Origin of the sequence: Lentzea fradiae (assembly GCF_900100955.1) — a bacterium.
Classification (GTDB): domain Bacteria; phylum Actinomycetota; class Actinomycetes; order Mycobacteriales; family Pseudonocardiaceae; genus Lentzea; species Lentzea fradiae.
Genome location: NZ_FNCC01000007.1, coordinates 294,216 through 319,453 on the forward strand (window position 1 = coordinate 294,216; position 25,238 = coordinate 319,453).

Genomic DNA, 25,238 nt, shown 5'->3' on the forward strand with positions numbered 1-25,238 from the left:
CGGCCCCGGCTACCGGTTCTCCGTGCCGCGCAACGACATCTGCTGGTCGCGCCACGAGTGGAACAGGTCGGCCTCGCTGTACCAGTCCACGCCGGTCGGCCGTTCGCCCGTCGTCATGAACTCGATCAGCAGCCGCCGGTACAGCTCCAGCGGAACGCCGACTCCCGGCGGGAAGTCCGTGTACTTCTCGTTGACGTACGGCGCGTCCGCGGAGCCCTTCGGCCAGCCCATGAAGGTGTTGTCGACGTAGTACAGGTAGCCCCACTCACCGCGCACGGCGAGGACGACGTTGTGGTCGGGATCGCCCTCGGCGGTGAGCGGCCTGCCGAAGTGGTCGAGCGACCCGTCGTTGCACTCGGGCCTCGCGAGCAGCCTGATCAGCGTGTCCACGTCCGCTTCACACGCGACGACCTGGTACTTGTGCTCCGCGGAGTCGAGGTCGGGTAGCCCGGTCCAGAGACCGGCTCGCATGCTCATGCGAGCCACCCTGCACCCATCGCCCGCGACATTCGACCGCCGAAGGCAGAACCACCTGAACGGGTGAGGCCCGATCAGCCCGACCGTGTGGCGAGACTGCGCAACGCCGACTCGTCGAGTCCGGTGGCGGCCTGCACTTCCACCGGATCGAGCGCACCGCAGTCCACCGCACGAAGAAAAAATGACGACAACGCCTGGGCCGTGGCTGGTTCGTCGAGCACGCCACCGGAAACGTTGTGCACGTACGCCTTCAGCCGCGCCGCATCGGCTTCCAGTCCCTCGCGGTAGAACGCGTAGACCGCCGCGTAACGCGTCACCAGTTGCGCCGGGTGCAGGTCCCAGCCCTGGTAGAAACCGTTCTCCAGCGAACGCCGCACGAGCCGGTAGTGCGTTTCCCACCCGTGCCGCTTCTGGTCGCCGACCGGCAGCACGTTCGTCGAACCGTCGGACAGCCGCACGCCCGTCCCGGCCGCGGACACCTGCATGACGTGCCGCGCGAAGTCGCACGCGCCGTGCGCAAGGTGTTGCTGCGCAGCGGAAAGCCCGCACCCGGCCGTGTAGTCGTAGGTGCCGAAGTGCAGCCCCGACACCTTGCCGCCGCCGGCCTCGATGAACCGCGGGATCGCGAGCCGTCCCTGCGAGTCCACCACCGACTGCGTCGTCTCGACCTGGATCTCGAACTTCAGGTCACCGCCGAAGAGGTCGAGGACCTCGGCGAACACCTCGACCTGGTCCGCCGACGTCACCTTCGGGAAGGTGATCACGAACCCCTGCGGCACCTCCTCCAGCGCCGTCAGGAAGATGTCGAGCGTCCGGAGCCCGCGTTCGCGCAGCTCCGGCGTGTCGAAAGACTTGATGCGCAAGCCGAACGACAGCGGCGCGACGCCCTCCTCGACCCAGCGCGACACGAGGTGCGCCGTGCTCTCGGCGTCCATGTCCTCGACGTCGTCCTCGGGCGCGCCGTAGCCGTCCTCGAAGTCGATCCGCAGGTCCTCCACCGGCTCGCGGCGCAGCTTGGCCCGCACGCGGTCCAGCACACCGCCGGGCAACGGCGGCAGCAGGTCCGGTTCGATCGACTCCAGCGCCTCGCGGCCCCAGTCCTCGACCGTGGAGGCGATGATCCGGCCGGCGGGCACGTAGCACGTGTGCACGGGCTGACGCCCCACCGGCCAGACGCGCTCCACAGTGGACAAACGCGCCGTCACGCGCGCGATGTCCTCGGGCGACAGCGATGTCTGGTACATCAGATCCGCTCGTAGGCCGGCAGTGTCAGGAAGTCGACGAAGTCCTCGGACAACGCGACCTGCTCGAACAGCTCCACGGCCGCCGCGACGTGCGGCCCCTCCAGCTCGCCGCCGACCCGCGCCAGCACCTCGCGGACCAGGTCCGCGGTCACCTGCGTGCCGTCGTCGAGCACGACGCCGTTGTGGACCCACTGCCACAGCTGCGACCGGCTGATCTCCGCGGTGGCGGCGTCCTCCATCAGGTTGTGGATCGCCGCGGCGCCGTTGCCGCCCAGCCACGACGCGATGTACCGCACGCCGACGTCGACGGCGCTCTCCAGCCCGGCCCGCGTCGCGGCGCCACCGGCGGACTTGAAGTCCAGCAGCTGCTCGGCCGTCACGGACACGTCCGGCCGCTGCTTGTCCACCTGGTTGGGCCGGTCGCCCAGCACCCCGTCGAAGATCTCCCGGCAAATCGGCACGAGGTCAGGGTGCGCCACCCACGAGCCGTCGAAACCATCGTTCGCCTCGCGCGTCTTGTCCTCACGAACCTTGCGCAACGCGTTCTCCGTGACCTCCGGGTCACGCCGGTTCGGGATGAACGCCGCCATGCCACCCATCGCGAACGCACCGCGCTTGTGGCACGTCTTCACCAGCAACTCGGTGTACGCGCGCATGAACGGCGCCGTCATCGTCACGCTGTTGCGGTCCGGCAGCACGTAGTCCGCGCCCGCGTCACGGAAGTACTTGATGACGCTGAACAGGTAGTCCCACCGACCGGCGTTGAGCCCCGACGCGTGGTCCCGCAGCTCGTAGAGGATCTCCTCCATCTCGAACGCGGCCGGAATGGTCTCGATGAGCACCGTCGCGCGGATCGTGCCGTGCGGCACGTTCAGCAGCTTCTGCGCCGTGGTGAAGACGTCGTTCCACAGCCGTGCCTCGAGATGCGACTCCATCTTCGGCAGGTAGTAGTAGGGCTTGCCCAGCTCGGCGTTGTGGAAGAAGTGCAGCCCGAAGTCGACCAGCGCCCCCACCGCCTTGCGCCCACCGAACTCCAGGTTCCGCTCGTCGAGGTGCCACCCGCGCGGCCGCACGACGATCGTCGGGTACGGCCCGCCCCCCAGCCGGTACTCCTTGCCCTCCGGCGAGGTGAACTCGATCGTCTCCCGCGCCGCCTCGTACAGGTTGACCTGCCCCTGCACGACGTTGTCCCAGTGCGGCGTGTTCGCGTCCTCGAGATCCGCGAGCCACACCTTGGCCCCGGAGTTGAGCGCGTTGATCGTCATCTTCCGCTCGGTCGGCCCGGTGATCTCCACCCGCCGGTCCCGCAACGCCTCGGGCGCGGGCGCCACCCGCCAGTCGCCCTCCCGCACGTGCTTCGTCTCGTCGAGGAACCCGAGAGGCCGCCGCTCCGCGCGCAGTGCGAGCAGCTCGTCCCGCCGCGCGGCGTGCGCCTCGTGCAGCTTGGCGACGAACTCAAGAGCTTCTCCGCTGAGGACCTGCACCTGCATCCACCTCTCTCGGTTCTGCTGTGTGGACTATAGTTTTTGCATTGCGGAACTGCAATGAGAGGAGCCCGCACGTGTCCACAGGTGGCGTGCAGTCCCTGCAACGGGCTTTCGACCTGCTGGAACGCCTGGCAGACGCAGGCGGCGAGGCATCGCTCTCCGAACTGGCGGCAACGTCGGGTCTCCCCCTCCCGACGATCCACCGCCTGATCCGCACCCTCGTCACGCTGGGCTACGTCCGCCAGAACAGCAACCGCCGCTACACCCTCGGCTCCCGCCTGATCCGCCTGGGCGAAACCGCCTCCCGCCAGTACGGCACCTGGGCAAGACCGTTCCTGTCCCAGCTGGTCGACTCGGTGGAGGAAACGGCGAACCTGGCCGTCCTGGACGGCGACGAGGTCGTCTACGTCGCCCAGGTCCCCTCGAAGCACTCGATGAGGATGTTCACCGAGGTAGGCCGCCGCCTGCTGCCCCACGGCACAGGCGTGGGCAAGGCGATGCTGTCGCAGCTCCCCCGCGACGAGGTGAAAGCCCTCCTGGACCGCACCGGCCTACCGGCCTACACCTCGAACACGATCACGGACCCCGCCGAGCTGCTCGCCTCACTGGACGAGATCACCCGACGCGGCTATGCACTGGACGAGTCGGAACAGGAGCTGGGCGTGCGCTGCATCGCCGTCCCGGTACTGGGCGGCCCCACCCTCGCAGCTGTGTCGGTGTCAGGTCCGGAGGGCCGCCTGACCAAGGAGGCGGTGGCCAAGATCCTCCCGGAGGTCCAAGCAGTCGCACAGCGACTGGCAGACCGACAACAGGCATGAGGCCACCGCGAAGGCGAGCAGCAAGACCCCGCGGAACGCGAGCGGTCAAGCGGTGGGGGCCTGCGTCCCCCCGACCTCAGGACCCCCGCGGCTCACCCTGCCCAGCACCCCCGGCAAGATCGGAAACTCACCCGAGCAGGGCGTCCACGAAGGCCCCTGGCTCGAACGGCGCCAGGTGATCGGCCCCTTCCCCCAGCCCGACCAGCTTCACCGGAACCCCCAGCTCCCGCTGCACCTGGAACACGATCCCGCCCTTGGCGGTCCCGTCCAGCTTGGTGAGCACGATCCCGGTGATGGCCACCTGCTCAGCGAAAACCCGAGCCTGCGTCAGCCCGTTCTGCCCGGTGGTCGCGTCCAGGACGAGCAGCACCTCATCCACCACGGCCTGCTTCTCGACCACCCGCTTCACCTTGCCGAGCTCGTCCATCAGCCCGACCTTGGTGTGCAGCCGCCCGGCGGTGTCGATCAGCACCGTGTCGACCCCGGCGTCCATCCCCCGCTTCACGGCCTCGAAGGCGACCGAAGCCGGGTCTCCGCCCTCAGGTCCGCGAACGGTCTCGGCCCCGACCCGCTTGCCCCAGGTCTCCAGCTGGTCCGCGGCGGCGGCGCGGAACGTGTCCGCGGCGCCGAGGAGCACGGTCCGGCCGTCGGCCACCAGGACGCGGGCGAGCTTGCCGGTGGTGGTCGTCTTGCCGACGCCGTTGACGCCGACCACGAGCAGCACGGCGGGCTTTCCTGCGTGCGGGAGGGCCTTCAGGGAGCGGTCCATCTTCGGGGCGAGCGCGTCGACGAGCACCGAGCGCAGCAGGGCGTGGGCCTCGGCTTCGGTGCGCACGCCGGCGGCGACGATCCGGGACCGGAGGGTCTCCACGATCTCCATCGTCAGGGTGGCGCCGAGGTCGGCGATCAGCAGCGTGTCCTCGACGTCCTGCCACGAGTCCTCGTCGAGGTCGCCGGCGCCGAGCAGGCCGAGCAGGGAGGTGCCGAACGCGTTGCGCGACTTCGACAGCTTTCCGCGCAGGCGCTCCAGGCGGCCTTCCGTCGGTTCGATCTCCTCGACCTCGGAGGCTTCCACCGGGAGGTCGACCTCGACGAAGCCGCGCTTCACGGAGTCGCGCGGCACGGAGGCGTCGTCGCCCACGCCCGGCTGGCCGTCGACCTCGGTGCGGTCGGCGACCGGGTGCTCGACGGGAGCGGGGGCGGAGGTCACGACCTCCTCGGTCACCGCCGCGTCGGTCACCGCCTCGGTCACCGTCGCCTCGGGGGCGGCGGGCGTCAGCGAGATGCCGGACGAAGCCTGGTAGCCGGTCGGGCGGGCACCCTGCTCCCTCTGCTTCTGGGTCAGGCTGATGCGACGGCGACGCGTCAGCACCACACCGGTCACCAGCGCGGCGATCAGCACGACCACCACGACGACGAGGATCAGGACAAGGGAAGACGTTGACACGGGGACCATGGTTCCACAGGCGCGCATGTGATCCGCCAACCATGTAGCGATCAATTAGGCGAAATTTTCACCAAACCTCTTGCGCCCGGCTGTGGTGTGGAATAGACCACACGTCGTGAGGGTGATCGGACTGATCTCCGGCACGTCGATGGACGGCATCGACGTGGCCGTCGCCGACCTGTCGATCCACGGCGATGTGGTCGAGCTGGTGCCGGTGCAGTGCGCCGAGCACCCCTTCCCCGAGGACCTGCTGGCGATGCCGGGGAACCTCGCGGAAGTGTGCGCCTTCGACACGTCGCTCGGGCAGGCTTTCGGCGAAGTTGCCGCCGGATACCTACCTGCGGACCTGGTCGCCTCCCTCGGACAGACGGTCCACCACGAGGTGCAGGACGGCGAGTGCCTCGGCACGCTGCAGCTCGGCCAGCCCGCGTGGATCGCCGAGCGGACCGGCCTGCCCGTCGTCGCCGACCTGCGCGTGCGCGACGTCGCCGCCGGTGGTCACGGCGCGCCGCTCGCCTCGACGCTGGACGCGTTGTGGCTGGCCGGGGACGCGCCCGCGGTCGCGCTGAACATCGGCGGCATCGCGAACATCACCGTCGTGCGGCCCGGCAGCGCCCCGGTCGCCTACGACACCGGACCCGGCAACGCGCTGCTGGACGCCGTGGTGGACCGCGTCACGGACGGGCGCAAGCGCCAGGACACCGGCGGCGAGCTCGCCCGCAGGGGCCGCGTCCGCGAGGACGTGCTCAAGAAGCTCCTCGCCGACCCCTACTACGCCAGGCCGTGGCCGAAGTCGACGGGCAAGGAGGTCTACAACGCGCGCTATCTCGACGCGTTCGCGGCCGTCGAGCCCGAGGACCTGCTCAGAACGCTCGTCGAGCTGACCGCCCGCACCATCGCGGACGCGTGCCGGGCCCACGACGCGAATGTCGTCGTCGCGTCCGGCGGCGGTATGCGCAACCCGGTGCTGGTGGCCGCGCTGGAGCAGGCGCTCGGCCCGATCCCGCTGACGACCAGCGACACGCAGGGCCTGCCGCGCGACGGCAAGGAGGCGTATCTCGCCGCCCTGCTCGGGTTCCTCACCTGGAACGGGATCGCGGGCAACACGCCGTCCGCGACCGGCGCGTCCGGCCCGCGGCTGCTCGGCGCGATCACGCCGGGCGCGGGACCGTTGCGGCTGCCCGAGCCCGTCACCACCGCCGTGTCCAAGCTGAAAGTGGGGGAACCGAAGTGCGCGCACTAGACCTCGCGATCATCGGCCTGTTCCTCGTCGGCATGCCGTTGATCGGCATGGCGATCGGCGGCAGGCAGAAGTCGTCGACCGACTACTTCGTCAGCGAGAAGCGCATCTCCTGGTGGGTCGTCTGCCTGTCGGTGGTGTCCGCGGAGACGTCGACGCTCACGGTGCTGAGCGTGCCGGTGATCGCGTACATGGCGACGCCCGCGCAAGGCGGCATGACGTACCTGACGCTCGCGCTGGGCTACATCGTCGGCCGGATCATCGTCAGCTTCGTGCTGCTCCCCCGCTACATCGCAGGCGACCTGGTGACGGCGTACGCGTTCCTGGGCAAGCGGTACGGCAACGGGATGCGCGCCACGGCGTCGGTGACGTTCCTCTTCACCCGCCTGCTCGCCGACGGCATCCGGCTCTTCGCGACCGCGATCCCGATCAAGGTCGTGCTCGCCGAGTACGGCGTCGACGCGTCCTACTGGACGATCGTGGTGGCACTGGGCATCGCGATGGTGTTCTACAGCTTCTTCGGCGGCGCCCGCGCGGTCGTGTGGGTCGACGCGATCCAGATGCTCTGGTACGTCCTGGGCGGCATCGCGATCATCTGGGTGCTGGCGGGAAAGCTGCCGGACGGCTGGTTCTCGGACGCGGCCGACGCCAACAAGTTCCAGCTCTTCGACTTCACGTCGTCGCCGCTGACCGGCGCCTACCCGTTCGTGGCCGCGTTCTTCGGCGGTGCGCTGCTGTCGATGGCCTCGCACGGCGCCGACCAGCTGATCGTGCAGCGGCTCATGGCCACGCGGGACGTGAAGTCCGCGCAGAAGGCGTTGATCGCCTCCGGGTTCGTGGTGTTCCTGCAGTTCGCGTTCTTCCTGTTCATCGGCGTGATGATGTGGGTCTTCTACGCGGGCGTCGACCCGGTGAAGGACCTGGGGCTCACCAACAAGGACGAGCTGTTCGCCCACTTCATCGTCAACGACCTGCCGAGCGGCCTGTCCGGGTTCGTGATCGCCGGCATCCTCGCCGCCGCGCTCTCGTCGTCGCTGGGCGCCTTGGCCTCCAGCACGGTCACCGACGTCTACGAACGCGTCCGCAAGACCCCGATGACCGACGACGAGCGCCTGCGCCACGGCCGGATCTGGACGTTGGTGTGGGCGGGCCTGCTCATCGTCTGCGCGGGCCTGTTCGCCTCCTCGAACAAGACGACCGCGGACCCGATCGTGGTGCAGGCGCTCGGCATCGCGGGCTACACCTACGGCGCGCTGCTCGGGGCCTTCCTCCTCGGCCTGATCTTCAAGCGCGTCACGCAGGCGGACGCGGTCGTCGCGTTCGTGACGACCGTGCTGGTCGTCGGTTTCGTGATCCTCGGGGTCAAGTTCGTCGGCAGCACGCCGACGATCGACTTCGCGAAGGCGGACGCCACCAGGAAGTCCCTGACCGGCTGGTGGAACACGCCGCTCGGGGTGGCGGTCACCCTCCTGGTGGGCGGGTTGCTGTCACTGCGGCACTCACGCGGTGTGGCGGTAGGCGACGAGCTCGACGTGGAGACGAAAGCCTAGGCGGGCGAACATCTTCTGCGACGAGTCGTTGCCCGCGTGGATGGAGGCGGCGGCCTGCGGTCTCGCACCGTGGTCCGCCGCGAGTTTCCACAGCAGCTCGGTGATGAGCGCGGCACCGACGCCCTGACCGCGAACCTCGGGTTCGACGGCCACGAAGTCGACGTAGTACTCCTCGGGTTGCGCCTTGCCCGCTGCGTACCCGAGCACGCGTTGGCCGTCCATGGCGACGACGACCGTGCGTGTCGCCGGGTCGGACTCCACGAGCTGTTTGCCGGACAAGTACGTCCGCGGGAAACATCGCTCGTGCAGCACGGCCACGGCCTCGTGCACGAACTTGTCGGTCGGCAGGACGCGCATCTCGCGTTCGCTGGGGCACTTGGCGTCCCGCAGCAGCAACGTGCGCAGGTCCCCGTTGTCGAGGACGTGGATGGCGCTCGCCTTGCCGGCGGCGAAGCCGTGCCGTTCGGCGAACGCGGCCAGCCGCCGGTGGGCGGTGTGGCCGTAGAGCTCGAGGTCGGTGACGTCGGCGAGGAGCTCGGCGGCGCGGCGGAACAGCGCGTCGGCGGTCTGGTCCCAGATGCGGCTGCCCGCCGGGTGGTTGACCGGGACGTCGACGAACGGGCCGTGCAGCCAGGCGCGGCCCAGCTCGGCGTCGACCTCCACGCTGAGCATGCCGGTGATGTTGTCGTCGGCGTCGACGGCGACCACGGTGCAGTCGGCCCAGGTGGGCTCGAACTCGCCGAGCTCTGCCCGGAGCTCGTCGACTGTCTCACCGAGGTACCCGATGTGGTGCGCCTTGTCGGCCTGGAGCCGGACCAGCAGCGCCATCGTGGCGCCGAGGTCGCCAGGTTCGGCGAAACGGATGTCGTACATGAAGGGAATGGTTGCTCGCACAGCCGTACGAAGCGAGGGAGTTTTCCACTCGTACCGAGACGCGCGGGTGCGGGCACCCGGCTGGCGTAAAATGGCGCGGATGTCCACCGGCGCAGAGCACTCCGGCACGCCGTCCACCAGGGCCGAGTCCCTGGCCCACGCGGGTGACTTCCGAGGGGCGGTCACCGAGTTCCGCGCTCTCGTGAAACAGCGCACAGCGGCCGCGGGGGCGGACGACCCCGAGACCCTCGACGCCCGGCTGAACCTCGCGCGGGTGCTCGGCACCGCCGCGCAGTTCGGCAAGGCCATCGGCGTCTGCGAGCCGCTGCTGCGCGACCAGGTGCGCGTCCTCGGCGCCGAGCACGCCGACACGCTGGAGACCCGTCAGCTGCTCGCCAACCTGCGGTACCGGGCCGGTGACGCCCAGGGAGCGGCCGAGGAGCTGGAGCGGCTGGTGGCGGCGCTGTCGCACGTCCTGCTGCCCACGCACGACCGGATCGTGAAGCTCAGGCGCGACATCGCGTTCCTGCGCCGTCCCTGACGAGGCGGGAGAGAACACTCACACCGCCGGGCCTGCTCAGCCTGGTATGCGCCCCTCGTTCGCGGGCGCAACCGAGATTCGGGCTTGCAGGGCTGGTGAGGGTGGGGGACTCTTTTACAGTGAGTGAGGAAACGATCCAACTCGATCTCAACGAATCCGGGGTGGCTGTCGACCTGCCCTTGCCGTCGAACAACCGGGACGGTGTCCAGGGAGTTCCGTACCGGCCGGTCGAATTCCGAGACGATGATCTGCCCACCGCACTGGAGCGCGCCGCCATCTGGTTGCGGCAGACCCAGGAGTGGCTGGGCGAGCCCGTTGACGTGATCGCGGTCCACCTGGACTACGACGACACGCACGGCAACCCGTACTACGACCTCAAGCTGCTCTGCAACGACGAGGACCTGGCGGGAGTGCCGAAGGTCATCCGAGAACACGAGGGTTCCCCTACCGGCCAGTAGCTTTCCTAGGCTACCGTTCGGAAGCATGTCGGATCGCGTATATCCCCCGGTGATCGCCGCAGCGAAGCTCATGTTCAAGGTGCTGGACCTGCGGATCACCGTGGAAGGGGCGCACAACGTCCCCCGCACGGGTGCAGCGGTGCTGGCGTCCAACCACGTCAGCTACCTCGACTTCATCTTCGCGGGTTACGGGGCGCACCCGTCGGGGCGTCTCACGCGGTTCATGGCGAAGCACGAGATCTTCGCCAACAAGATCGCAGGCCCGCTCATGCGCGGCATGCACCACATCCCCGTCGACCGGAGCGCGGGCCAGGCTTCCTACCAGCAGGCCCTGTCCGCGCTCCGCACCGGCGAGGTGGTCGGGATCTTCCCCGAGGCGACCATCAGCCGCTCGTTCACGGTCAAGGACATCAAGTCCGGCGCGAACCGGCTGGCGCACGAGGCAGGGGTCCCGCTGATCCCCGTGGCCCTGTGGGGCACCCAGCGGCTCTGGACCAAGGGCCGCCCCAAGAACCTCACGCAGCGGCACGTGCCCATCACGATCCTCGTCGGCGAGCCGTTCGAGGCCGCTCCCGGCGACTCCGGTGACGCGCAGCTGCACAAGCGCCTGACCGAGCTGCTGGACAAGGCGCAGGCGGACTACCCGAACGAGCCGGGCGCCTGGTGGGTTCCCGCGCACCTCGGCGGCACCGCGCCGACCCCGGAAGAGGCCGCGAAGCTCGACGCCAGGGGCCGCTAGTCCTCTTCGGGACCGGCCGTCGTCCCAGCGGCCGGCTCCACAACGGACTCCGCGGCGGGTTCGGCGGCGGGTTCGGCCGCACGCGCCGGACCCTCCCCGTTCTGCCGCAGCCGCTGCGAGATCACCTGCGAGATGCCGTCACCGCGCATCGAGACGCCGTAGAGCGCGTCCGCGATCTCCATCGTCGGCTTCTGGTGCGTGATGATCAGCAGCTGCGACCGTTCCCGCAGCTGCTCGAACAGGCTGATCAGCCGGTGCAGGTTCGTGTCGTCCAGCGCCGCCTCGACCTCGTCCATCACGTAGAAGGGCGAGGGGCGGGCGCGGAAGATCGCGACCAGCATGGCGACGGCGGCCAGCGACTTCTCGCCGCCGGAGAGCAGCGACAGACGCTTGACCTTCTTGCCCGGCGGGCGGGCCTCCAGCTCGATGCCGGTGGTCAGCATGTCCTCGGGCTCGGTCAGCACCAGCCGGCCCTCGCCGCCGGGGAACAGCACCTTGAACACGACCTCGAACTCGCGCGCCACGTCGTGGTAGGCCGACGTGAAGACCTCCAGGATCTTGTCGTCGACCTCCTTCACGACGGTCAGCAGGTCGCGGCGGGTGTCCTTGATGTCCTCCAGCTGCGTCGAGAGGAACTTGTAGCGCTCCTCCAGCGCGGCGAACTCCTCCAGCGCGAGCGGGTTCACCTTGCCCAGCAACGACAGGTCGCGCTCGGCGCGCTTGGCGCGGCGGGCCTGGGTGTCGCGGTCGTACGGCATCGGCTGCGGCTCGGAGACCTGCTCGCCGCGGTCCTTGGCGGCCTGGTACTCGGCCATCTCCTGGGCCGACGGCGGCACAGGGCAGTCCGGGCCGTACTCGGTCACCAGGTCGTCGAGACCGATGCCGAAGTCCTCGGAGATCTTGGTCTCCAGCTGCTCGATGCGCATCCGCTGCTCGGCGCGGAGCACCTCGTCGCGGTGCACGGCGTCGACGAGCTTCTCCAGCTCGCCGGACATCTCGCGGACCAGGTTGCGGACCTGGGTGAGCAGCAGCTCGTGCTGCGCGCGGCGTTCCTGCGCCTGGTCTCGTTCGCGGGCGGCGCGGGCCAGCGAGACCTCGATGCGTTCCAGGGCCTGTTCACCGCCGCGGACGACGGCCTGCGCGACCTTCGCGCCACGAGCGCGGTGGGCGGTGGCACGGGCGTGGCGTTCGCGCGCCTCACGTTCGGCGCGTGCGGCCCGGCGCAACGCGTCCGCCTTGCCCTGCACCGCACGCGCGCGCTCCTCGGCGGTGCGCTGCACGAGCCGTGCGTCCATCTCGGCCTGACGGGCGGAGGCGAGCTCGGCCGCCAGCGCGTCGCGCTGCTCGGTGTCCGGCTCGTCCTCGAGCGTCTGCTCCTCCTCGGCCATGAGCAGCCGTTCCTCGAGCTCGCCCAGCTTCAGCAGGGCCTCCTCGCGGGACCGCTCGACCTTGGCGCGCTGCTCGCTGATCCGGTTGACCTCGGCCTCGGCGGACCGCACGGCGGCGGCCATCCGGTTCAGGCGCTCGCCGGAGCGGGCCTGGCGGACCTTGGCCTCCTGCACGGCCTCCTTGACGGCGTCGAGCACCTTGCGGCGGGCCTGCTGCTCGGCGCGGGCACCCTCCAGCGCCGCCGACGCGTGCTCCAGCGCGCGTTCCGCGGTGGCGAGCTGTTCTTGGGCCTCGTCGACCGCGGCCTGCACCTCGATCACGCTCTGGCCCTGCGACCCCGAACCGCCGACGGCCCAGTCCGTTCCGAACAGGTCTCCGTCGCGCGTCACCGCACGGACGTTCAGACGAGCGGCGGTGTCCAGGTCCTCCACGACGGCGAGGCGGTCCAACGCGCGTGCCAGCGCGGGACGCAACGCCTCGGGCGCGTGCACGACGTCGACCGCCCACCGCGCTCCGTGCGGGAGGGGACCCCACTGGCTCGTGTCCACACTGGAACCCGGCGAGCCGATGAGGACGCCCGCACGGCCGAGGTCCTTCTCCTTCAACAACTTCAGCGCCGCGAGCGCACCCTCTCCGGACGCGACCGCGACGGCGTCGGCGATCGGGCCGAGCGCGGCGGCCAGCGCGACCTCGTAGCCGGGTTCGACCGTCAGCAGCGCGGCCACGGACCCCAGCAGCCCCGGCACGTCGGACGCGAGCAGCGCCCCCGCACCGTCCTTGCGGGTCAGTCCCAGCGAGAGCGCGTCCACCCGCGCACGCCACGACGCGATGTCGCGTTCCGCGGTGCGTTCGGCCTTGACCAGCTCCTCGACGCGCTGCCGGGCCGCGTCGTTCGACTGCACGGCCTGACGGAGACGTTCGTCGAGGTCGTGGTCGTCCTCGTCCTCGGTGCCGGTGATCTCACGCGCCTCGGCCAGCTCCATCGAGGCGAGCTCGACGCGTTCGGTGGCCTCCGACAGCGTGACGGTGAGACGTTCGATCTCCTCGGCGGTGGCGTTCGTCTTGCTGCGCAACGCCTCCACCTGGCCGGACAGCCGCGCCAGGCCCTCCCGGCGGTCGGCGATGGCGCGGACGGCGGCGAGGTGCGCCTTCTCCGCCTGCGACACCATGCGCTCCAGCTCCGACCGCGTCTCCACGGCCTCGGCGAGCGCGATGCGCGCCTCGGTCACGCCCTCCTGGAGCTCCAGCTCCATCTCGGCCGTCTCCTCGGCCTCGCGTTCGAGGTCGTCGGGGTCACGGCCGCGGCTCGGCGCGTCCACGTCGGCGGACAGGTGCCGGGCGCGTTCGGCGGCGAGACGGACCGTGCCGCGCAGCCGTTCCTCCAAAGCGGACAGCCGGTACCAGGTGTCCTGCGCGGCCTGCAGCTTCGGCGAGTCGGCCGCGACGCGTTCCTCCAGCTCGTTCTGCTGGTACTGCGCGGCCTGCAACGACTTCTCGACCTCGGCGCGGCGCTCACGGGCCTTCGCCTCGTCGTGCTCCTCCTGCGCGATGGCCGCCCGCTGCGTCACGAGGTCGTCGGCGAGCAGGCGCAGCTTCGAGTCGCGCAGCTCGGACTGGACGACCTGGGCGCGGCGGGCGATCTCCGCCTGCTTGCCGAGCGGCTTGAGCTGGCGGCGCAGCTCGGCGGTGAGGTCCGTCAGGCGCGTCAGGTTCGCCTGCATCGCCTCCAGCTTCCGCAGCGCCTTCTCCTTGCGCTTGCGGTGCTTGAGGACGCCCGCTGCCTCCTCGACGAACGCTCGCCGTTCCTCCGGCTTGGACTCGAGGATCGCGGCGAGCTGGCCCTGACCGACGATCACGTGCATCTCGCGGCCGATGCCGGAGTCCGACAGCAGCTCCTGGATGTCCATCAGGCGGCACGAGCTGCCGTTGATCTCGTACTCGGTGGCGCCCTCGCGGAACATGCGGCGGGTGATCGACACCTCGGTGTAGTCGATCGGCAGCACGCCGTCGGAGTTGTCGATCGTCAGCGTCACCTCGGCGCGGCCGAGCGGCGCGCGGCCGGACGTGCCGGCGAAGATGACGTCCTCCATCTTGCCGCCGCGCAGGTCCTTGGCACCCTGCGTGCCCATCACCCAGCGCAGTGCGTCGAGCACGTTCGACTTGCCGGACCCGTTGGGGCCGACCACACAGGTGATGCCGGGCTCGAAGCGCAGCGTGGTAGCCGAGGCGAAGGACTTGAAGCCCTTCAGCGTCAGGCTCTTGAGGTGCACGCCGGGCAGACTACCCAAGCGCTTGCGGCGGCTGCGGGAGGCGGGCCCTGACCTGCGTTTCCGGCCACCTCCACGCCTGGCGGGGTCACGGGCGGAGGGTGACCAGGAGCCCCGTCTCGTCCGACACCTCCAGCCGGTCGATCTCGTCCACCCGGAACGACGTCGCGCCGGGAACCCGCTCGCCGGAGCCGTGCGGGGTGCCCCACCAGCCACCGGTCTCGCGCTGCCCCCTCCGGTCGAAGACGACGACCTTGCACCGCGCGCCCGGTGTGACGTCGCCGAGCTCGAACCACATCTCCGTGCCCCAGGACCTGGACACCAGCGAGACCTCGCCGCCCACCCCGGTGCCGGGGTCCCTGGCCGCCCAGGTCGGTCCCGGTGGCGGCTGCAGGAACAGGACGCCGCCGACCACGGCACCCACGACGAGCACCGCCGCGGCCACGAGCGCCACCCTGCCGCGGCGCCGCGGCTTCGGCGGGACGGCGGGGAGGTCGTCGAGGTTCTCGACGTCGTCCAGGGTCAGCCTGCCGAGCAGGCCCGGCAGCGGGGCGAGGCGCAGCAGCTCGGCCTGGCAGCCGGCGCAGTCGCCGAGATGGCGTTCGAACACGGCTCGTTCGGCGAGGTCGAGCGAGCCGAAGAGGTAGGCGCCGACCTCGACGGTGTGCGGGCAGCTCACGCTCCGGTCACCCCTCTCTCCTCCAGTGCGTCGCGCAGCGCCCTCAGCGCGTAGAAGCTGCGCGACTTGACCGTGCCCGGCGGGACGCCGAGCGTCTTGGCAGCCTCCGCGATGGTGCGGCGGCGGTAGTAGAGCTCGATGACGACCGCCCGGTGCTCCGGCGTGAGCGCCTTGAGCGCCGCGGCGATCTGCCACGACTGCAGCACGTGGTCGATCTGGTCGCCGACCGCCGGCAGGTCGACCGGTTCGAGCGGCACCTCGGCGGCACGCGCGTTGCGGCGCCGGTAGCCGGAGATCACCAGATTCCTGGCGACCGTGTAGAGCCACGGTGCCGCGTCGTCCGGTTCCAGCTCGGTGTGGTGCCGCCACGCGCGCAGCAACGTCTCCTGCACGACGTCCTCCGCCAGCTGGTAGTCGCCCTCGACCAGCCGCAGCACGTAGTGCAGCAGCGGTGCCCTCCAGCGCTCGTAGAGCTGGACGAGGACGTCTTCCGAGGAGTCCACGCCCCTACTACGCCGCTGCGCCCGGAAAGGTTCAGCGCTCCACGAAGCCGGTCAGGTCGCCCCGCGCGTCGGACCACTGCTCACCGACCGACTCGACATCACCCGGTGTTTCACCCGAACGGAGAGCCTGGAGCAGTAGTTCGCACTTCTCGCGGGAACCCTCGGCAACGACCTCGACCCGTCCGTCCGGCCGGTTCGACGCGCTTCCCACCAGGCCCAGCTCCAACGCCCTGGCCCGCGTCCACCAGCGGAAACCGACACCCTGCACCCGTCCGCGCACCCATGCGTTCAGTCGTACGTCCACCTCCGCATGGTGGCGCAGTGACCGAAGGTGACGGACAACGCACTCTGGGGTTGTCACCCATTAGTGGTACCGTCCCGAGCCGTGAGTGCCCGCAGCCTCTTACTCGGCCTGCTGATCGGTGCAACCGGTGTCGGCGGTCTCGCTTTCAGCGGTACCGCGCCTCTCGGCATCGACATCACGAGCACCGCCCAGCAGGAGAACCCCGACGCGGCGAACCAGCTCGGGACCGGCGGTGGCGCGGCTCCCGGAACACGGCAGCCCACGCCGAACGGCAGCACCGGCACCCCCACCTCGTCGTCGGACTCTTCCGCTCCCACCACCACGACGACGACGGAGCCCACCTCCACCACGTCCGAGACTCCCACCACGACGACGGCGCCTCCCGAACCGCCCGAGTCCCCGGAGAACCCGGCCCCGCCGCCCCCGCCCGCGGGCCAGACGCCCGAACAGGCCGTGCTCTCGCTCGTGAACGACGCCCGCGCCGCGAAGGGCTGCAAGGCCCTGGTGATCGACGACCGCATCACGACCGCCGCCCAGGCGCACAGCACGGACATGGCCAGCAAGAACTACTTCTCGCACACGTCGCAGGACGGCAGGACCTTCGACGTGCGGATGAAGGCGGCGGGCTACCCCAGGCCGGGCGGGGAGAACATCGCGATGGGCTACCGCACGGCCGCGCAGGTCGTGGACGGCTGGATGAAGAGCCAGGGCCACCGGGAGAACATCGAGAACTGCAGCTTCACCACCATGGGCGTGGGCCTGGACACCCGCGGCTTCTACTGGACCCAGAACTTCGGCCGCTGACCTTCTGAGCAGGGGAAACTTCGTGTACGAGAGCCCGGAACCGGACTCGCGCCCGCGCTTGCGCCGCGGTGCACCCCAGGTCGTCCTCGCCGCCTCCGGCGTGGTGCTGGCCACCCTCTTCGCCACCGTCGCCTCGCTGGCGGCGGGTTCGGACTCCGCCTCCGAGACGCCGGCGACCCAGCCTCCGCGCAGGGAGGCCGTGAAGGACGCGCTCAGCGTGGTGCCGACGTTCTCACCGTCGTCGACCCCCGAGGAGACCTCGGAGACCACCACCGAGACGACGACGGCGACCACCACGACGACGACGAAGCGGCAGACGCGCGTCACGACCATCACGCGCCCCGACGGCACGACGACCACCGTCACGACCGACGACCCGCCGCCGGCGAACACGTCGACCTCGACGACCACGGTGCCGCCGGTCATCACGACGACCACGACGCCGCCCCCGGTCATCACGACCACCACGCCGGCCAACCCCACTACAACGACTTCGGCGCCGTAGGGTTACGCCAGTCACCACGCCGTGACGGAGAGCTACACGAAGGTGTGGCGTAACTGAGGCGACGGTGCGTTTCCGCCGATAACTCGAACGCAAGTCCATCCGACCGGGTTTCCCACGAGGAGATGGGTGTGTTCGAGGTAGAACATCCGCAGTCACCTGCCACCGAGCAGGAGCCCCGGAAGAAGCGCGTGGGCACGGCGGTGCTGCTGGCCGCGGGCGGTGTGGTGGTCGCGACCCTGTTCGCCACCGTGGCGTCCATGCTCGCCGCATCCGGCAGGGAGGCGGCCACGCAGGAGCAGCCGGCCGCCGAGGTCGTCCAGACGATCACCAGCGTGGCGCCCGACGGCAGCACGAGCACGGTCGTCGTGACCGTGTCGTCCACCGCGGTGAAGTCCGCCGTGGCGCCGGCGAACCGCCCGGCCCCGAGGTCCCAGGAGCAGCACCAGCCGGAGGCGGTCGCTCCCGGCCGGCCGCAGCTGACGACGAACCCGGCCGAGCCGACGCCCTCGCAGACGCACAGCAACCCGCCCACGTCGTGGACGGAACCGCCCGCGTCGAGCTCGACGGCCCCTCCGGAGACCGAGCCGCCGGAGACCTCGTCGGCGACCTCCCCGTCACCGGAGCCGCAGCAGTAGCGGGTCCGCAGCGCTTCCTCCCCAGGCCGACGAGACCACGTCTCGTCGGCCTGTTCGTTCCGCGCGCCCCGGTGACGTCAATGCCGCTCGCATTCGCGTCACCATTTCCGGGCCGTGAGCATGGCGAACGTTTCTCGCGTCTTGATAGCGCCGTTGAGACACCACGACGCCGATTTCCGCACTTCCCGTCACACGCCGCGCTTGGACCGTTCGGGGGCACGCGGTAGGCCACCCAGCGTCTCAAGTGTGCCTTCCCACAGTTCTGACCGGACAACTGTCCCGCTGAATCCCGCTGCGCCGCGCGGCCTCTTCGAGTGCGTCCGCGCGCGCTTTTTACGCTGTTTACCAGCGCATTCATGAGCGCCGGGCGAGTGCCGTGGCATCCCGCGTCACCACAACGGCCGAATGGGTTATCGGCAGTTGGCGGATAGCGCGCGGAGCGTGAATGAGGGAAAGTTCCAGGGTTCGTGTCCGAATTCGGACAATCACATGCGCGCGGAGAAACGATGCCCACCACCGTCACCAACCACGAGGCACTTCAACTCGTGGTGGCCGTGCACCGGCTGGTGCGAAGTCTTCGGCAGGCCGCTCCGGCCCGTCGTTTGCAACCCACCCAGTTATTGGTGCTGTCAGAACTGAGCGCCCACGGCCCGATGCGGATCGGCGAGATCGCCGTGCGCGCGCTGTGTTCGCAGCCGACCGCGACAACCGTCGTGACCAGCCTGGAGTCCACCGGACTCGTCCGCAGGGAACCCGACGCCGCCGACGGCAGGGCGACCATAGTCGTGCTCACGGAAGTCGGCCGCGACACCATCGCGTCGCTCGCTCACGGCGAGGCCGAACTATTGAGTGAAAGAATGTCGGAGCTTTCGCCGGAAGACCGGGAACACCTGCGCTCGGCCATGCCCATATTGCGCCACCTGGCCGAACCGCAGGAGAACAAGTAGGAGCGGGACCCCCCGACGTGGTCCCGCTCCAGGATTTACTTGCTGGGTGACACAGAAGTGGGTGGCACCGGGCTGGAAGGTTCACTTCCAGAACTCGGCGGTGCCGAACCGGACGGTTCCGCGGCCGAGGAAGTTGACGGAGCGGACACGCTCGGTGCCACCGTGTAACAAACGCCGTTCTGGTACTCGATCTGCGGCCGCGGATACCGGTTCGCCGGAATCACCGGTTCCGGTCCCGCGTTCGCGGCGCAACGGCTGTAGTACCGCGGCGCATTGATCGGTTCGCCGTCCTGGTCGTACAGCAGCACGTTCGTGAGCATCTTGCCGTTCTCGTCGTAGACGTAGATGTTCTCGTACTGCTGCATCACGGGACCCGAGTACGACGACCGCTCCGGGGTGTAGCCGAGCTGCGTCGCCGTCATGTCGATCACCTGGAACAGCACCCCGACCGCCAGCGCGGAGGCGGGCAGGCTGAACCACAGCCACCGCCGGTCGAGCTTGGCCCGCGGCCCCGCGTACACCGACACGACGGCGACGGCGGCGATCGCGAGGAACCCGAGCAGGTTGCGGCTCGCCAGCAGCACGGCCCCGAGCCCGAGCAGCGCGGCCCGCACCAGCCACCAGGCGGGCTGCAACGTCCGCAGGTAGGTGATCGTGCGCTCGGCCGGCGTGCCCTGCTCCGGCGTCAGCCACTTCTTGAGGCGGACGGTCTCCGGCAGGTGCCGGACGTCCTGCTGGACGGGTCCCCTGTCGTGCACGAGCGCGAGGCTCAGCACCAGGATCACCGCGGGCAGGAGCAGCACCGCGGGGTCCCGCAGCGCGACCGTCCCGGCGAGCAGCGTGATGCCGGTGGCCCCCGCGAGCCCCCACGCGGCGGCACGGGGCCTGGTCAGCCACTGCCGCTTCGTCGTGACGGGCAGCCGCTCGGTCCGCGGCGGGTAGCCGGCGGCCTGCCGCAGCTCCCGCGCGTACCGCTCGGCCGGTCCGAGCCGCTGTTCGAGGGTCTCGCCGGGCCCCAGCTCGGCCGAGAGCTCCGCGACGTGGGCGCGGACGTCCTCCATGATCTCGGCGACCTCGTTGGGCGGCAGGTCGTCGAGCGCGACACGCAGCTCCGCCAGGTAGTGCTCGATGCCGAGCTCTTGCGTGTTCATGCCGCGACCTCCTCGAGCAGGCCGTCCAGCGTGCTGGCGAACGACCTCCACATCTCCGCCGACTCGGCCAGGCGACCTCGCCCGGTCTCGTTGATGCTGTAGTACTTCCGGTGGGGCCCCTCTTCGCTGGGCACCACGTACGAGGTCAGCATCCCCGCGTTGTAGAGCCTGCGCAGCGTCCCGTAGACCGACGCGTCCCCCACGTCGTTCAATCCCCCGGCGCGCAGTCTGCGCACCACGTCGTACCCGTACCCGTCGTCCTTGCGCAGAACCGCAAGGACGGCCAGGTCGAGCACTCCCTTGAGCAGCTGACTGGTGTCCATGGTCCCTCCGACCCCCGCGCCGAGCCCCTCCTCCAGGAGCACGCGCTGTTGCGCCGTGGACAGTACTACGCATCGCGCAGTACTGTCCATCCCGTTGGTCCACGGACGGTGAGCGAGGGACTGCGGCGCGAAACGCGCTGGTGGGCGACGAGCCTCACCCGGAAGGGGAAGACCTCAGGACCGCGGCCGGGGCTGGCAGCGAGGGCACGAGAACGAGGAGCGGTTCATGAACGGCTCCCGGACGATGGCCGTCCCGCACCGCTTGCACGGCCGGTTCTCCTGGCCGTAGGCGTTCAGCGAGCGGTCGAAGTACCCGGACTGACCGTTGATGTTGACGTACAGCGCGTCGAACGACGTGCCGCCCTGCCCCAGCGCCTCACGCATCACGTCGGTGGCGTGGTCGAGGACCTCGGCGGCCTTCGCGCGGGTGAGCTTGTCCGTCATCCGCCTGCCGTGCAGGCGGGCGCGCCACAGCGCCTCGTCGGCGTAGATGTTGCCGATGCCCGAGACGAGGGTCTGGTCCAGCAGGGCGCGTTTGATCTCCGTGTGACGCAGGCGCAACGCGCGCACGGCAGCCTCACGGGAGAAGAGGGGGTCCAACGGGTCGCGGGCGATGTGCGCGACCGCGTCGGGCACGAGCGTGCCGTCCACCTCGACGAGCTCGGCCAAGGCGAGACCGCCGAAGGTGCGCTGGTCGACGAAGCGCAGCTCAGGACCGCCGTCGGCGAACCGGAAGCGGACGCGCAGGTGCTTCTCGTCGGGAGCCGACGAAGGTTGCACGAGCATCTGACCGCTCATGCCCAGGTGCGCGAGCATGGCGGCTTTGTCGGCCAGTTCGACCCAGAGGTACTTGCCGCGGCGCCTGGCGGCGGCCATGGGCTGGCCTGCCAGGCGCGCGCAGAAGTCCGTGGAGCCCAGGTCGTGGCGGCGGATCGCCCTCGGGTGGAGAACCTCCACCGAGGAGATGACCCGGCCGGCGACGTGGGCTTCGAGGCCGAGGCGTACTACCTCGACCTCTGGGAGTTCGGGCACGTCAGGCTTCGGACTTGCCCTCGTCGACGGGCTGCGCCTCGATCACGGCGGCCTGCGGCTTGGTGGGCTTGAGCACCCACACACCTGCCCGGCTCGTGTCCCTGACCAGCACAAGTCCCTGGATGCCTCCGCTGCGGGAGGTGTTCACCGGTCCGCGGACGGTGCGGGTGCGGCGGTTCGTGCGGTTCCTGGTCGCATACATTTGCGTGTCTCAGTCTTCCTCGGATGGGAGGGTCCCTGGCGTCGCCGAGGCGCCGTTCTGTCCGTGGGCGGGCTTGGCCTGCTCCTGCTCGGCCTTGACCCGTTCCGACAGAACATGATAAGCCGCTTCAGCGGCTTTCTGCTCGGCTTCCTTCTTGGTGCGCCCATCACCCATGCCGTGAGGCTGGCCACCGACGAGCACCGTCGCGGTGAACTCCTTGCGGTGGTCCGGCCCCTGGTCGTCCACGCGGTACTCCGGGACGCCGAGACTGGCTTGAGCGGTGAGCTCCTGCAGGCTTGTCTTCCAGTCCAGTCCAGCACCGAGAAGCGGAGCTTTGGCCAAGAGTGGATCGAACAGCCGATGAACGAACGTTCGTGCGGTATCGATACCGAACTGCAGGTACACCGCACCGATGACGGCCTCGAGACCGTCGGCGAGGATGCTCGCCTTGTCCCTGCCCCCGGTCAGCTCTTCCCCTCGGCCGAGCAGCAGGTGTGCGCCCAGCCCGCCCGGCCCCAGGTCACGTGCCACACCCGCGAGGGCGTGCATGTTCACGACGCTGGCGCGCAGCTTCGCGAGCTGACCTTCCGGCAGGTCGGGGTGGGTGCGGTAGAGGTGGTCGGTGACGACCAGCCCCAGCACGGCGTCTCCCAGGAACTCGAGACGCTCGTTCGGCGGTAGCCCGCCGTTCTCGTACGCGTAGGACCTGTGGGTGAGCGCAAGCCCGAGCAGCTCGGCGTCCAACTCGACGCCGAGCGCTTCGGTCAAGGTCGCGCGGTCAGCTTGCGGAGCGCGCGGCGGCTTTCCCCCCACTTACGTAGCCGAGGGAGGTCAGGCCGGCTGAGCGACCTGGCGGCCAGCGTACTGACCACAGGCCGGGCAGGCGACGTGCTGCGGCTTCGGCTGACGGCACGCCTTGTTCTGGCACGCCACCAGGTGCACGGCAGACGTCTTCCACTGGGAACGGCGCGCACGGGTGTTCGAGCGCGACATCTTCCGCTTCGGGACGGCCACGACTACTTCTCCTCGTTGTTGTCATCGCTGAACCGCTCTTGCAACGCGGCCCAACGAGGGTCGATCGTCTCATGCCCGTGGTCGGGCCCGAGCTCCGCCCACCTGCCACCACACTCGGAGCAAAGCCCCTTGCAGTCCGGCTCGCAGAGCGGCGCCTGCGGCAGCGCGAGGACGATGGCGTCCCGCACCACAGGCTCGAGGTCGATCAGATCGTTCTCGATCCGGCTGACCTCGTCTTCTTCGGTGGTCTCGTCCGTGGTGCTGTCCGGCCACGCGTAGAGCTCCGTGATCCGGACCTCGACCTCATCGGCGATGGGCTCGAGGCACCGCGCGCACTCACCTTCGACCTTGGCGAACGCTGTCCCCGACACGAGCACGCCCTCCACGACCGACTCGGTCAGGAGATCGAGCTCAACCTCTCCGCCCTCCGGCACCGCGATCACGCCGAGGAGCCCCACACCTGCCGCGGGGACGGACCGGACGAAGGGTCGGCTCGACCCGGCGCGACGGCCGAGGTCCCTGGTGTCGAAGACCCAGGGTCCTGATGCTGTGGGACGCGTGGACGCGTGACGATGCTCAGTCATGATCAGATTGGTTTGCCGGCGGGGACCTACCACGTCCAGCCGCTCCAGGGTACGGGACGACCGCCTCACGCGTGAAATCGGCAGGTGATCGCACCTGTCCGACGTAGCGTGAATCACACGTTCAGGCGCCCGGGAGACAGGCTGGTTCGCCGCGGAACATACCAGGACGTGCGCCGGGGCCCGCACCCGGGAGGCGTTGCCCCGGACGCGGACCCCGGCGCGGTCGTCTAGGCGCCGTAGTCGAACGGTGCCGCGGCCCCCGCGACGGCCGGGCCGCGCAGGTGCGAACGGCCCTTGCCGACCGAGCGGAGCGTGTGCGCGAGGAGGTCCTCGAAGTCCGCGAGCTTGCTGTCCACGTACGCGTCGCACTCCGACCGCAGCCGGATGGCCTCGTTCTGGGCCGCGTCGAGGATGCGGGCCGCCTCGGCCTGCGCCGCGCGGACGACCTCCTGCTCGGCGACGAGCCTGGCCTGCTCGGCCCGCCCGTCCTCGACGGCGCGCTCGTAGGTGGCGCGGCCTGCCTGGATCATCCGCTCGGCCTCGGCGTGGGAACGGCCGACCAGCTCGTCGTACTCCTGCCGACCGGCGGCGACGGCGCGTTGCGCCTGGTCCTCGGCCTCCGAGACCATCCGCTCCGCGCGGGCGCGGGCGTCGGACAGCATCGCCTCGGCCTCGGCCTGCGCCTCCGCGAGCATGCGGTCGGCGTCGGCGCGGGCCTTCGAAATCCCCGTCTCGGCCTCGTGCTTGGCCTTGCCGACGACCTCGTCGCGGTGGTCCAGCACGTCCTGCGCGTCGTCGAGCTCAGGCGGGATGGCGTCGCGCACGTCGTCGAGCAGTTCGAGCACGTCGCCGCGCGGCACCACACAACCCGAGGTCATCGGTACTCCGCGCGCTTCCTCGACGATCGTGACGAGCTCGTCGAGTGCCTCGAACACCCGGTACACGTCTCACTCCCTAACCCTGTGGATCCCGCTCCCCAGTGTGCCCTGCCGATCTCCCCGAAAGAGGGAGCCGGGCAGGGCGTGTCAGGATTTCCCCCTCAGCCACCCGGGGGAACAGATGAAGATCAGGAAGGCCACCGCGGCCGACGTGGACGCGATCGTGGCGATGCTGGCCGACGACCCGCTGGGCGCGAAGCGCGAGCAGCCGGGCGACCCGGCCTACGCGAAGGCGTTCGGCACCATCGACGCCGACCCCCACCAGTACCTGGCGGTGGCCGTGGACGACGCGGACGAGGTCGTGGGCACGTTGCAGCTCACGTTCACGACGGGCCTGTCCAGGAAGGGCATGACCAGGGCGACCGTGGAGGCCGTGCGCGTGCGCTCGGACCAGCGCGGCAACGGTCTCGGCGAGCACCTGCTCACCTGGGCCGTCGACGAGGCCCGCGCCCGAGGCTGCGGCCTGGTCCAGCTCACCACCGACGCCTCCCGGACCGACGCCCACCGCTTCTACGAACGGCTGGGCTTCGTCGCCTCGCACGTGGGGATGAAGCTGGCGCCCTAACGCGTGTCGGCGAGCCGCTGCTGCAACCGCTGCTCGACCAGCCCCGGCAGCAACGTCGACACGTCGCCCCCGTACGTCGCGACCTCCTTGACCAGCGAAGACGCCAGGAAGGAGTACTGCGGGCTGGCCTGCATGAACAGCGTGTCCACCCCGGTGAGCTGGTGGTTCATCTGCGCCATCTGCAGCTCGTAGTCGTAGTCGCTGACAGCGCGAAGACCCTTGACGATGGCCTTGATGTTGTTCTCGCGGCAGTAGTCGACCAGCAGCCCGTGCCACGAGTCGACTCGCACGTTGTCCCACTGCGAGGTGACCTCGCGCAGCATCTCCTGACGCTCTTCAACGGAGAACAAGGTGCGCTTGTTCTTGTTGATGAGCACAGCGACGACAACCTCGTCGAACAGGTGCGCGGCTCTCCCGATGATGTCCAGGTGACCGTTCGTTACCGGGTCGTAGGAGCCGGGGTACACGGCACGAGTCATGGAGCGGACGCTAGCACCCGATCGGACGCCACCAGGCGTGTCG

At 69.9% G+C, this 25,238-nt stretch carries 29 protein-coding genes; 11 read left to right on the forward strand and 18 right to left on the reverse strand.

Annotated features, from left to right (window positions below; genetic code table 11):
- Positions 1-9 precede the first annotated feature (9 nt).
- From BLT23_RS18540 to aceB, 3 genes are all read right to left on the reverse strand, one after another.
- Positions 10-477 carry an Imm1 family immunity protein gene (locus tag BLT23_RS18540; RefSeq protein WP_090051024.1) on the reverse strand — a complete coding sequence of 156 codons (468 nt, stop codon included), beginning with the start codon at positions 475-477 and terminating at the stop codon, positions 10-12.
- A gap of 74 nt (positions 478-551) precedes the next feature.
- Complete coding sequence (locus BLT23_RS18545; RefSeq protein WP_090051025.1) at positions 552-1,721, reverse strand: DUF6986 family protein; 1,170 nt, start codon at positions 1,719-1,721, stop codon at positions 552-554.
- On the reverse strand, positions 1,721-3,205 hold the full coding sequence (gene aceB / locus BLT23_RS18550; RefSeq protein WP_245744023.1) for a malate synthase A: 1,485 nt from the start codon (positions 3,203-3,205) through the stop codon (positions 1,721-1,723). Before aceB ends, BLT23_RS18545 begins: the two co-directional genes overlap by 1 nt.
- A gap of 77 nt (positions 3,206-3,282) precedes the next feature.
- Here aceB and BLT23_RS18555 point away from each other — a divergent pair, with 77 nt between their 5' ends.
- The gene (locus tag BLT23_RS18555) at positions 3,283-4,026 is read left to right on the forward strand and encodes an IclR family transcriptional regulator (protein WP_090051027.1); all 744 of its coding nucleotides are present in this window, start codon (positions 3,283-3,285) and stop codon (positions 4,024-4,026) included.
- A gap of 127 nt (positions 4,027-4,153) precedes the next feature.
- On the opposite strand, the gene ftsY is transcribed toward BLT23_RS18555, so the two are convergent.
- The gene (gene ftsY, locus BLT23_RS18560) at positions 4,154-5,482 is read right to left on the reverse strand and encodes a signal recognition particle-docking protein FtsY (RefSeq protein ID WP_090051028.1); all 1,329 of its coding nucleotides are present in this window, start codon (positions 5,480-5,482) and stop codon (positions 4,154-4,156) included.
- A gap of 112 nt (positions 5,483-5,594) precedes the next feature.
- On the opposite strand from ftsY, the gene BLT23_RS18565 reads away from it, so the two are divergent.
- The gene (locus BLT23_RS18565; RefSeq protein ID WP_176946823.1) at positions 5,595-6,716 is read left to right on the forward strand and encodes an anhydro-N-acetylmuramic acid kinase; all 1,122 of its coding nucleotides are present in this window, start codon (positions 5,595-5,597) and stop codon (positions 6,714-6,716) included.
- Entirely contained in the window at positions 6,704-8,263 is a 1,560-nt protein-coding gene (locus tag BLT23_RS18570; protein WP_090051030.1) for a sodium:solute symporter, read from the forward strand. The genes BLT23_RS18565 and BLT23_RS18570 overlap by 13 nt, the downstream gene beginning before the upstream one ends.
- On the opposite strand, the gene BLT23_RS18575 is transcribed toward BLT23_RS18570, so the two are convergent.
- Entirely contained in the window at positions 8,213-9,136 is a 924-nt protein-coding gene (locus BLT23_RS18575; RefSeq protein ID WP_176946807.1) for a GNAT family N-acetyltransferase, read from the reverse strand. The genes BLT23_RS18570 and BLT23_RS18575 overlap by 51 nt on opposite strands.
- Positions 9,137-9,236: 100 nt before the next feature.
- On the opposite strand from BLT23_RS18575, the gene BLT23_RS40795 reads away from it, so the two are divergent.
- The 3 genes from BLT23_RS40795 (at position 9,237) to BLT23_RS18590 (ending at position 10,874) form a co-directional block, all read left to right on the forward strand.
- Positions 9,237-9,677 carry a tetratricopeptide repeat protein gene (locus BLT23_RS40795; RefSeq protein ID WP_176946808.1) on the forward strand — a complete coding sequence of 147 codons (441 nt, stop codon included), beginning with the start codon at positions 9,237-9,239 and terminating at the stop codon, positions 9,675-9,677.
- Between the two features lie 119 nt (positions 9,678-9,796).
- Entirely contained in the window at positions 9,797-10,135 is a 339-nt protein-coding gene (locus tag BLT23_RS18585; protein ID WP_090051033.1) for a hypothetical protein, read from the forward strand.
- A gap of 25 nt (positions 10,136-10,160) precedes the next feature.
- Positions 10,161-10,874, forward strand: coding sequence for a lysophospholipid acyltransferase family protein (locus BLT23_RS18590; RefSeq protein ID WP_090051034.1), 714 nt, complete (start codon positions 10,161-10,163; stop codon positions 10,872-10,874).
- On the opposite strand, the gene smc is transcribed toward BLT23_RS18590, so the two are convergent.
- The 4 genes from smc to BLT23_RS18610 form a co-directional block, all read right to left on the reverse strand.
- Positions 10,871-14,533, reverse strand: a complete 3,663-nt coding sequence (gene smc, locus BLT23_RS18595) for a chromosome segregation protein SMC (RefSeq protein WP_090051035.1) — start codon at positions 14,531-14,533, stop codon at positions 10,871-10,873. The two genes, BLT23_RS18590 and smc, sit on opposite strands and share 4 nt — an antisense overlap.
- Before the next feature lie 85 nt (positions 14,534-14,618).
- The gene (locus BLT23_RS18600; protein WP_090051036.1) at positions 14,619-15,209 is read right to left on the reverse strand and encodes an anti-sigma factor family protein; all 591 of its coding nucleotides are present in this window, start codon (positions 15,207-15,209) and stop codon (positions 14,619-14,621) included.
- The gene (locus tag BLT23_RS18605; protein ID WP_090051037.1) at positions 15,206-15,712 is read right to left on the reverse strand and encodes a sigma-70 family RNA polymerase sigma factor; all 507 of its coding nucleotides are present in this window, start codon (positions 15,710-15,712) and stop codon (positions 15,206-15,208) included. Before BLT23_RS18605 ends, BLT23_RS18600 begins: the two co-directional genes overlap by 4 nt.
- 31 nt (positions 15,713-15,743) lie before the next feature.
- On the reverse strand, positions 15,744-16,016 hold the full coding sequence (locus tag BLT23_RS18610; RefSeq protein WP_090051038.1) for an acylphosphatase: 273 nt from the start codon (positions 16,014-16,016) through the stop codon (positions 15,744-15,746).
- Between the two features lie 81 nt (positions 16,017-16,097).
- Here BLT23_RS18610 and BLT23_RS18615 point away from each other — a divergent pair, with 81 nt between their 5' ends.
- From BLT23_RS18615 to BLT23_RS18630, 4 genes are all read left to right on the forward strand, one after another.
- Complete coding sequence (locus tag BLT23_RS18615) at positions 16,098-16,820, forward strand: CAP domain-containing protein (protein ID WP_245744024.1); 723 nt, start codon at positions 16,098-16,100, stop codon at positions 16,818-16,820.
- Positions 16,821-16,842: 22 nt separating this feature from the next.
- Positions 16,843-17,325, forward strand: a complete 483-nt coding sequence (locus BLT23_RS18620; protein WP_090051040.1) for a hypothetical protein — start codon at positions 16,843-16,845, stop codon at positions 17,323-17,325.
- A gap of 128 nt (positions 17,326-17,453) precedes the next feature.
- Complete coding sequence (locus BLT23_RS18625; RefSeq protein ID WP_143035970.1) at positions 17,454-17,960, forward strand: hypothetical protein; 507 nt, start codon at positions 17,454-17,456, stop codon at positions 17,958-17,960.
- A gap of 506 nt (positions 17,961-18,466) precedes the next feature.
- On the forward strand, positions 18,467-18,907 hold the full coding sequence (locus BLT23_RS18630) for a MarR family winged helix-turn-helix transcriptional regulator (protein ID WP_090051042.1): 441 nt from the start codon (positions 18,467-18,469) through the stop codon (positions 18,905-18,907).
- A gap of 35 nt (positions 18,908-18,942) precedes the next feature.
- On the opposite strand, the gene BLT23_RS18635 is transcribed toward BLT23_RS18630, so the two are convergent.
- The 8 genes from BLT23_RS18635 to BLT23_RS18670 form a co-directional block, all read right to left on the reverse strand.
- Entirely contained in the window at positions 18,943-20,058 is a 1,116-nt protein-coding gene (locus BLT23_RS18635) for a DUF1700 domain-containing protein (RefSeq protein ID WP_090051043.1), read from the reverse strand.
- Complete coding sequence (locus BLT23_RS18640) at positions 20,055-20,381, reverse strand: PadR family transcriptional regulator (protein WP_090051044.1); 327 nt, start codon at positions 20,379-20,381, stop codon at positions 20,055-20,057. Before BLT23_RS18640 ends, BLT23_RS18635 begins: the two co-directional genes overlap by 4 nt.
- A 174-nt stretch (positions 20,382-20,555) precedes the next feature.
- The gene (gene mutM, locus BLT23_RS18645) at positions 20,556-21,413 is read right to left on the reverse strand and encodes a bifunctional DNA-formamidopyrimidine glycosylase/DNA-(apurinic or apyrimidinic site) lyase (RefSeq protein ID WP_090051045.1); all 858 of its coding nucleotides are present in this window, start codon (positions 21,411-21,413) and stop codon (positions 20,556-20,558) included.
- A 1-nt stretch (position 21,414) separates the two neighbouring features.
- Positions 21,415-21,615 (reverse strand): hypothetical protein, encoded by a 201-nt coding sequence (locus tag BLT23_RS18650; RefSeq protein WP_030467960.1) that lies wholly within the window; start codon positions 21,613-21,615, stop codon positions 21,415-21,417.
- A 9-nt stretch (positions 21,616-21,624) separates the two neighbouring features.
- On the reverse strand, positions 21,625-22,428 hold the full coding sequence (gene rnc, locus BLT23_RS18655) for a ribonuclease III (RefSeq protein ID WP_090051046.1): 804 nt from the start codon (positions 22,426-22,428) through the stop codon (positions 21,625-21,627).
- A gap of 18 nt (positions 22,429-22,446) precedes the next feature.
- Positions 22,447-22,629 carry a 50S ribosomal protein L32 gene (gene rpmF / locus BLT23_RS18660; protein ID WP_065916643.1) on the reverse strand — a complete coding sequence of 61 codons (183 nt, stop codon included), beginning with the start codon at positions 22,627-22,629 and terminating at the stop codon, positions 22,447-22,449.
- Positions 22,630-22,631: 2 nt separating this feature from the next.
- Positions 22,632-23,213: a YceD family protein gene (locus tag BLT23_RS18665; RefSeq protein ID WP_090051212.1), complete on the reverse strand. Its 582-nt coding sequence runs from the start codon at positions 23,211-23,213 to the stop codon at positions 22,632-22,634.
- Positions 23,214-23,440: 227 nt separating this feature from the next.
- A complete protein-coding gene (locus BLT23_RS18670; protein ID WP_090051047.1) occupies positions 23,441-24,157 on the reverse strand; it encodes a DivIVA domain-containing protein in 717 nt (238 codons plus the stop codon).
- Positions 24,158-24,272: 115 nt separating this feature from the next.
- Here BLT23_RS18670 and BLT23_RS18675 point away from each other — a divergent pair, with 115 nt between their 5' ends.
- Complete coding sequence (locus BLT23_RS18675; protein ID WP_090051048.1) at positions 24,273-24,716, forward strand: GNAT family N-acetyltransferase; 444 nt, start codon at positions 24,273-24,275, stop codon at positions 24,714-24,716.
- Here the strand turns inward: BLT23_RS18675 and coaD are convergent.
- Positions 24,713-25,195: a pantetheine-phosphate adenylyltransferase gene (coaD, locus tag BLT23_RS18680; protein ID WP_090051049.1), complete on the reverse strand. Its 483-nt coding sequence runs from the start codon at positions 25,193-25,195 to the stop codon at positions 24,713-24,715. The two genes, BLT23_RS18675 and coaD, sit on opposite strands and share 4 nt — an antisense overlap.
- Positions 25,196-25,238: the final 43 nt, after the last annotated feature.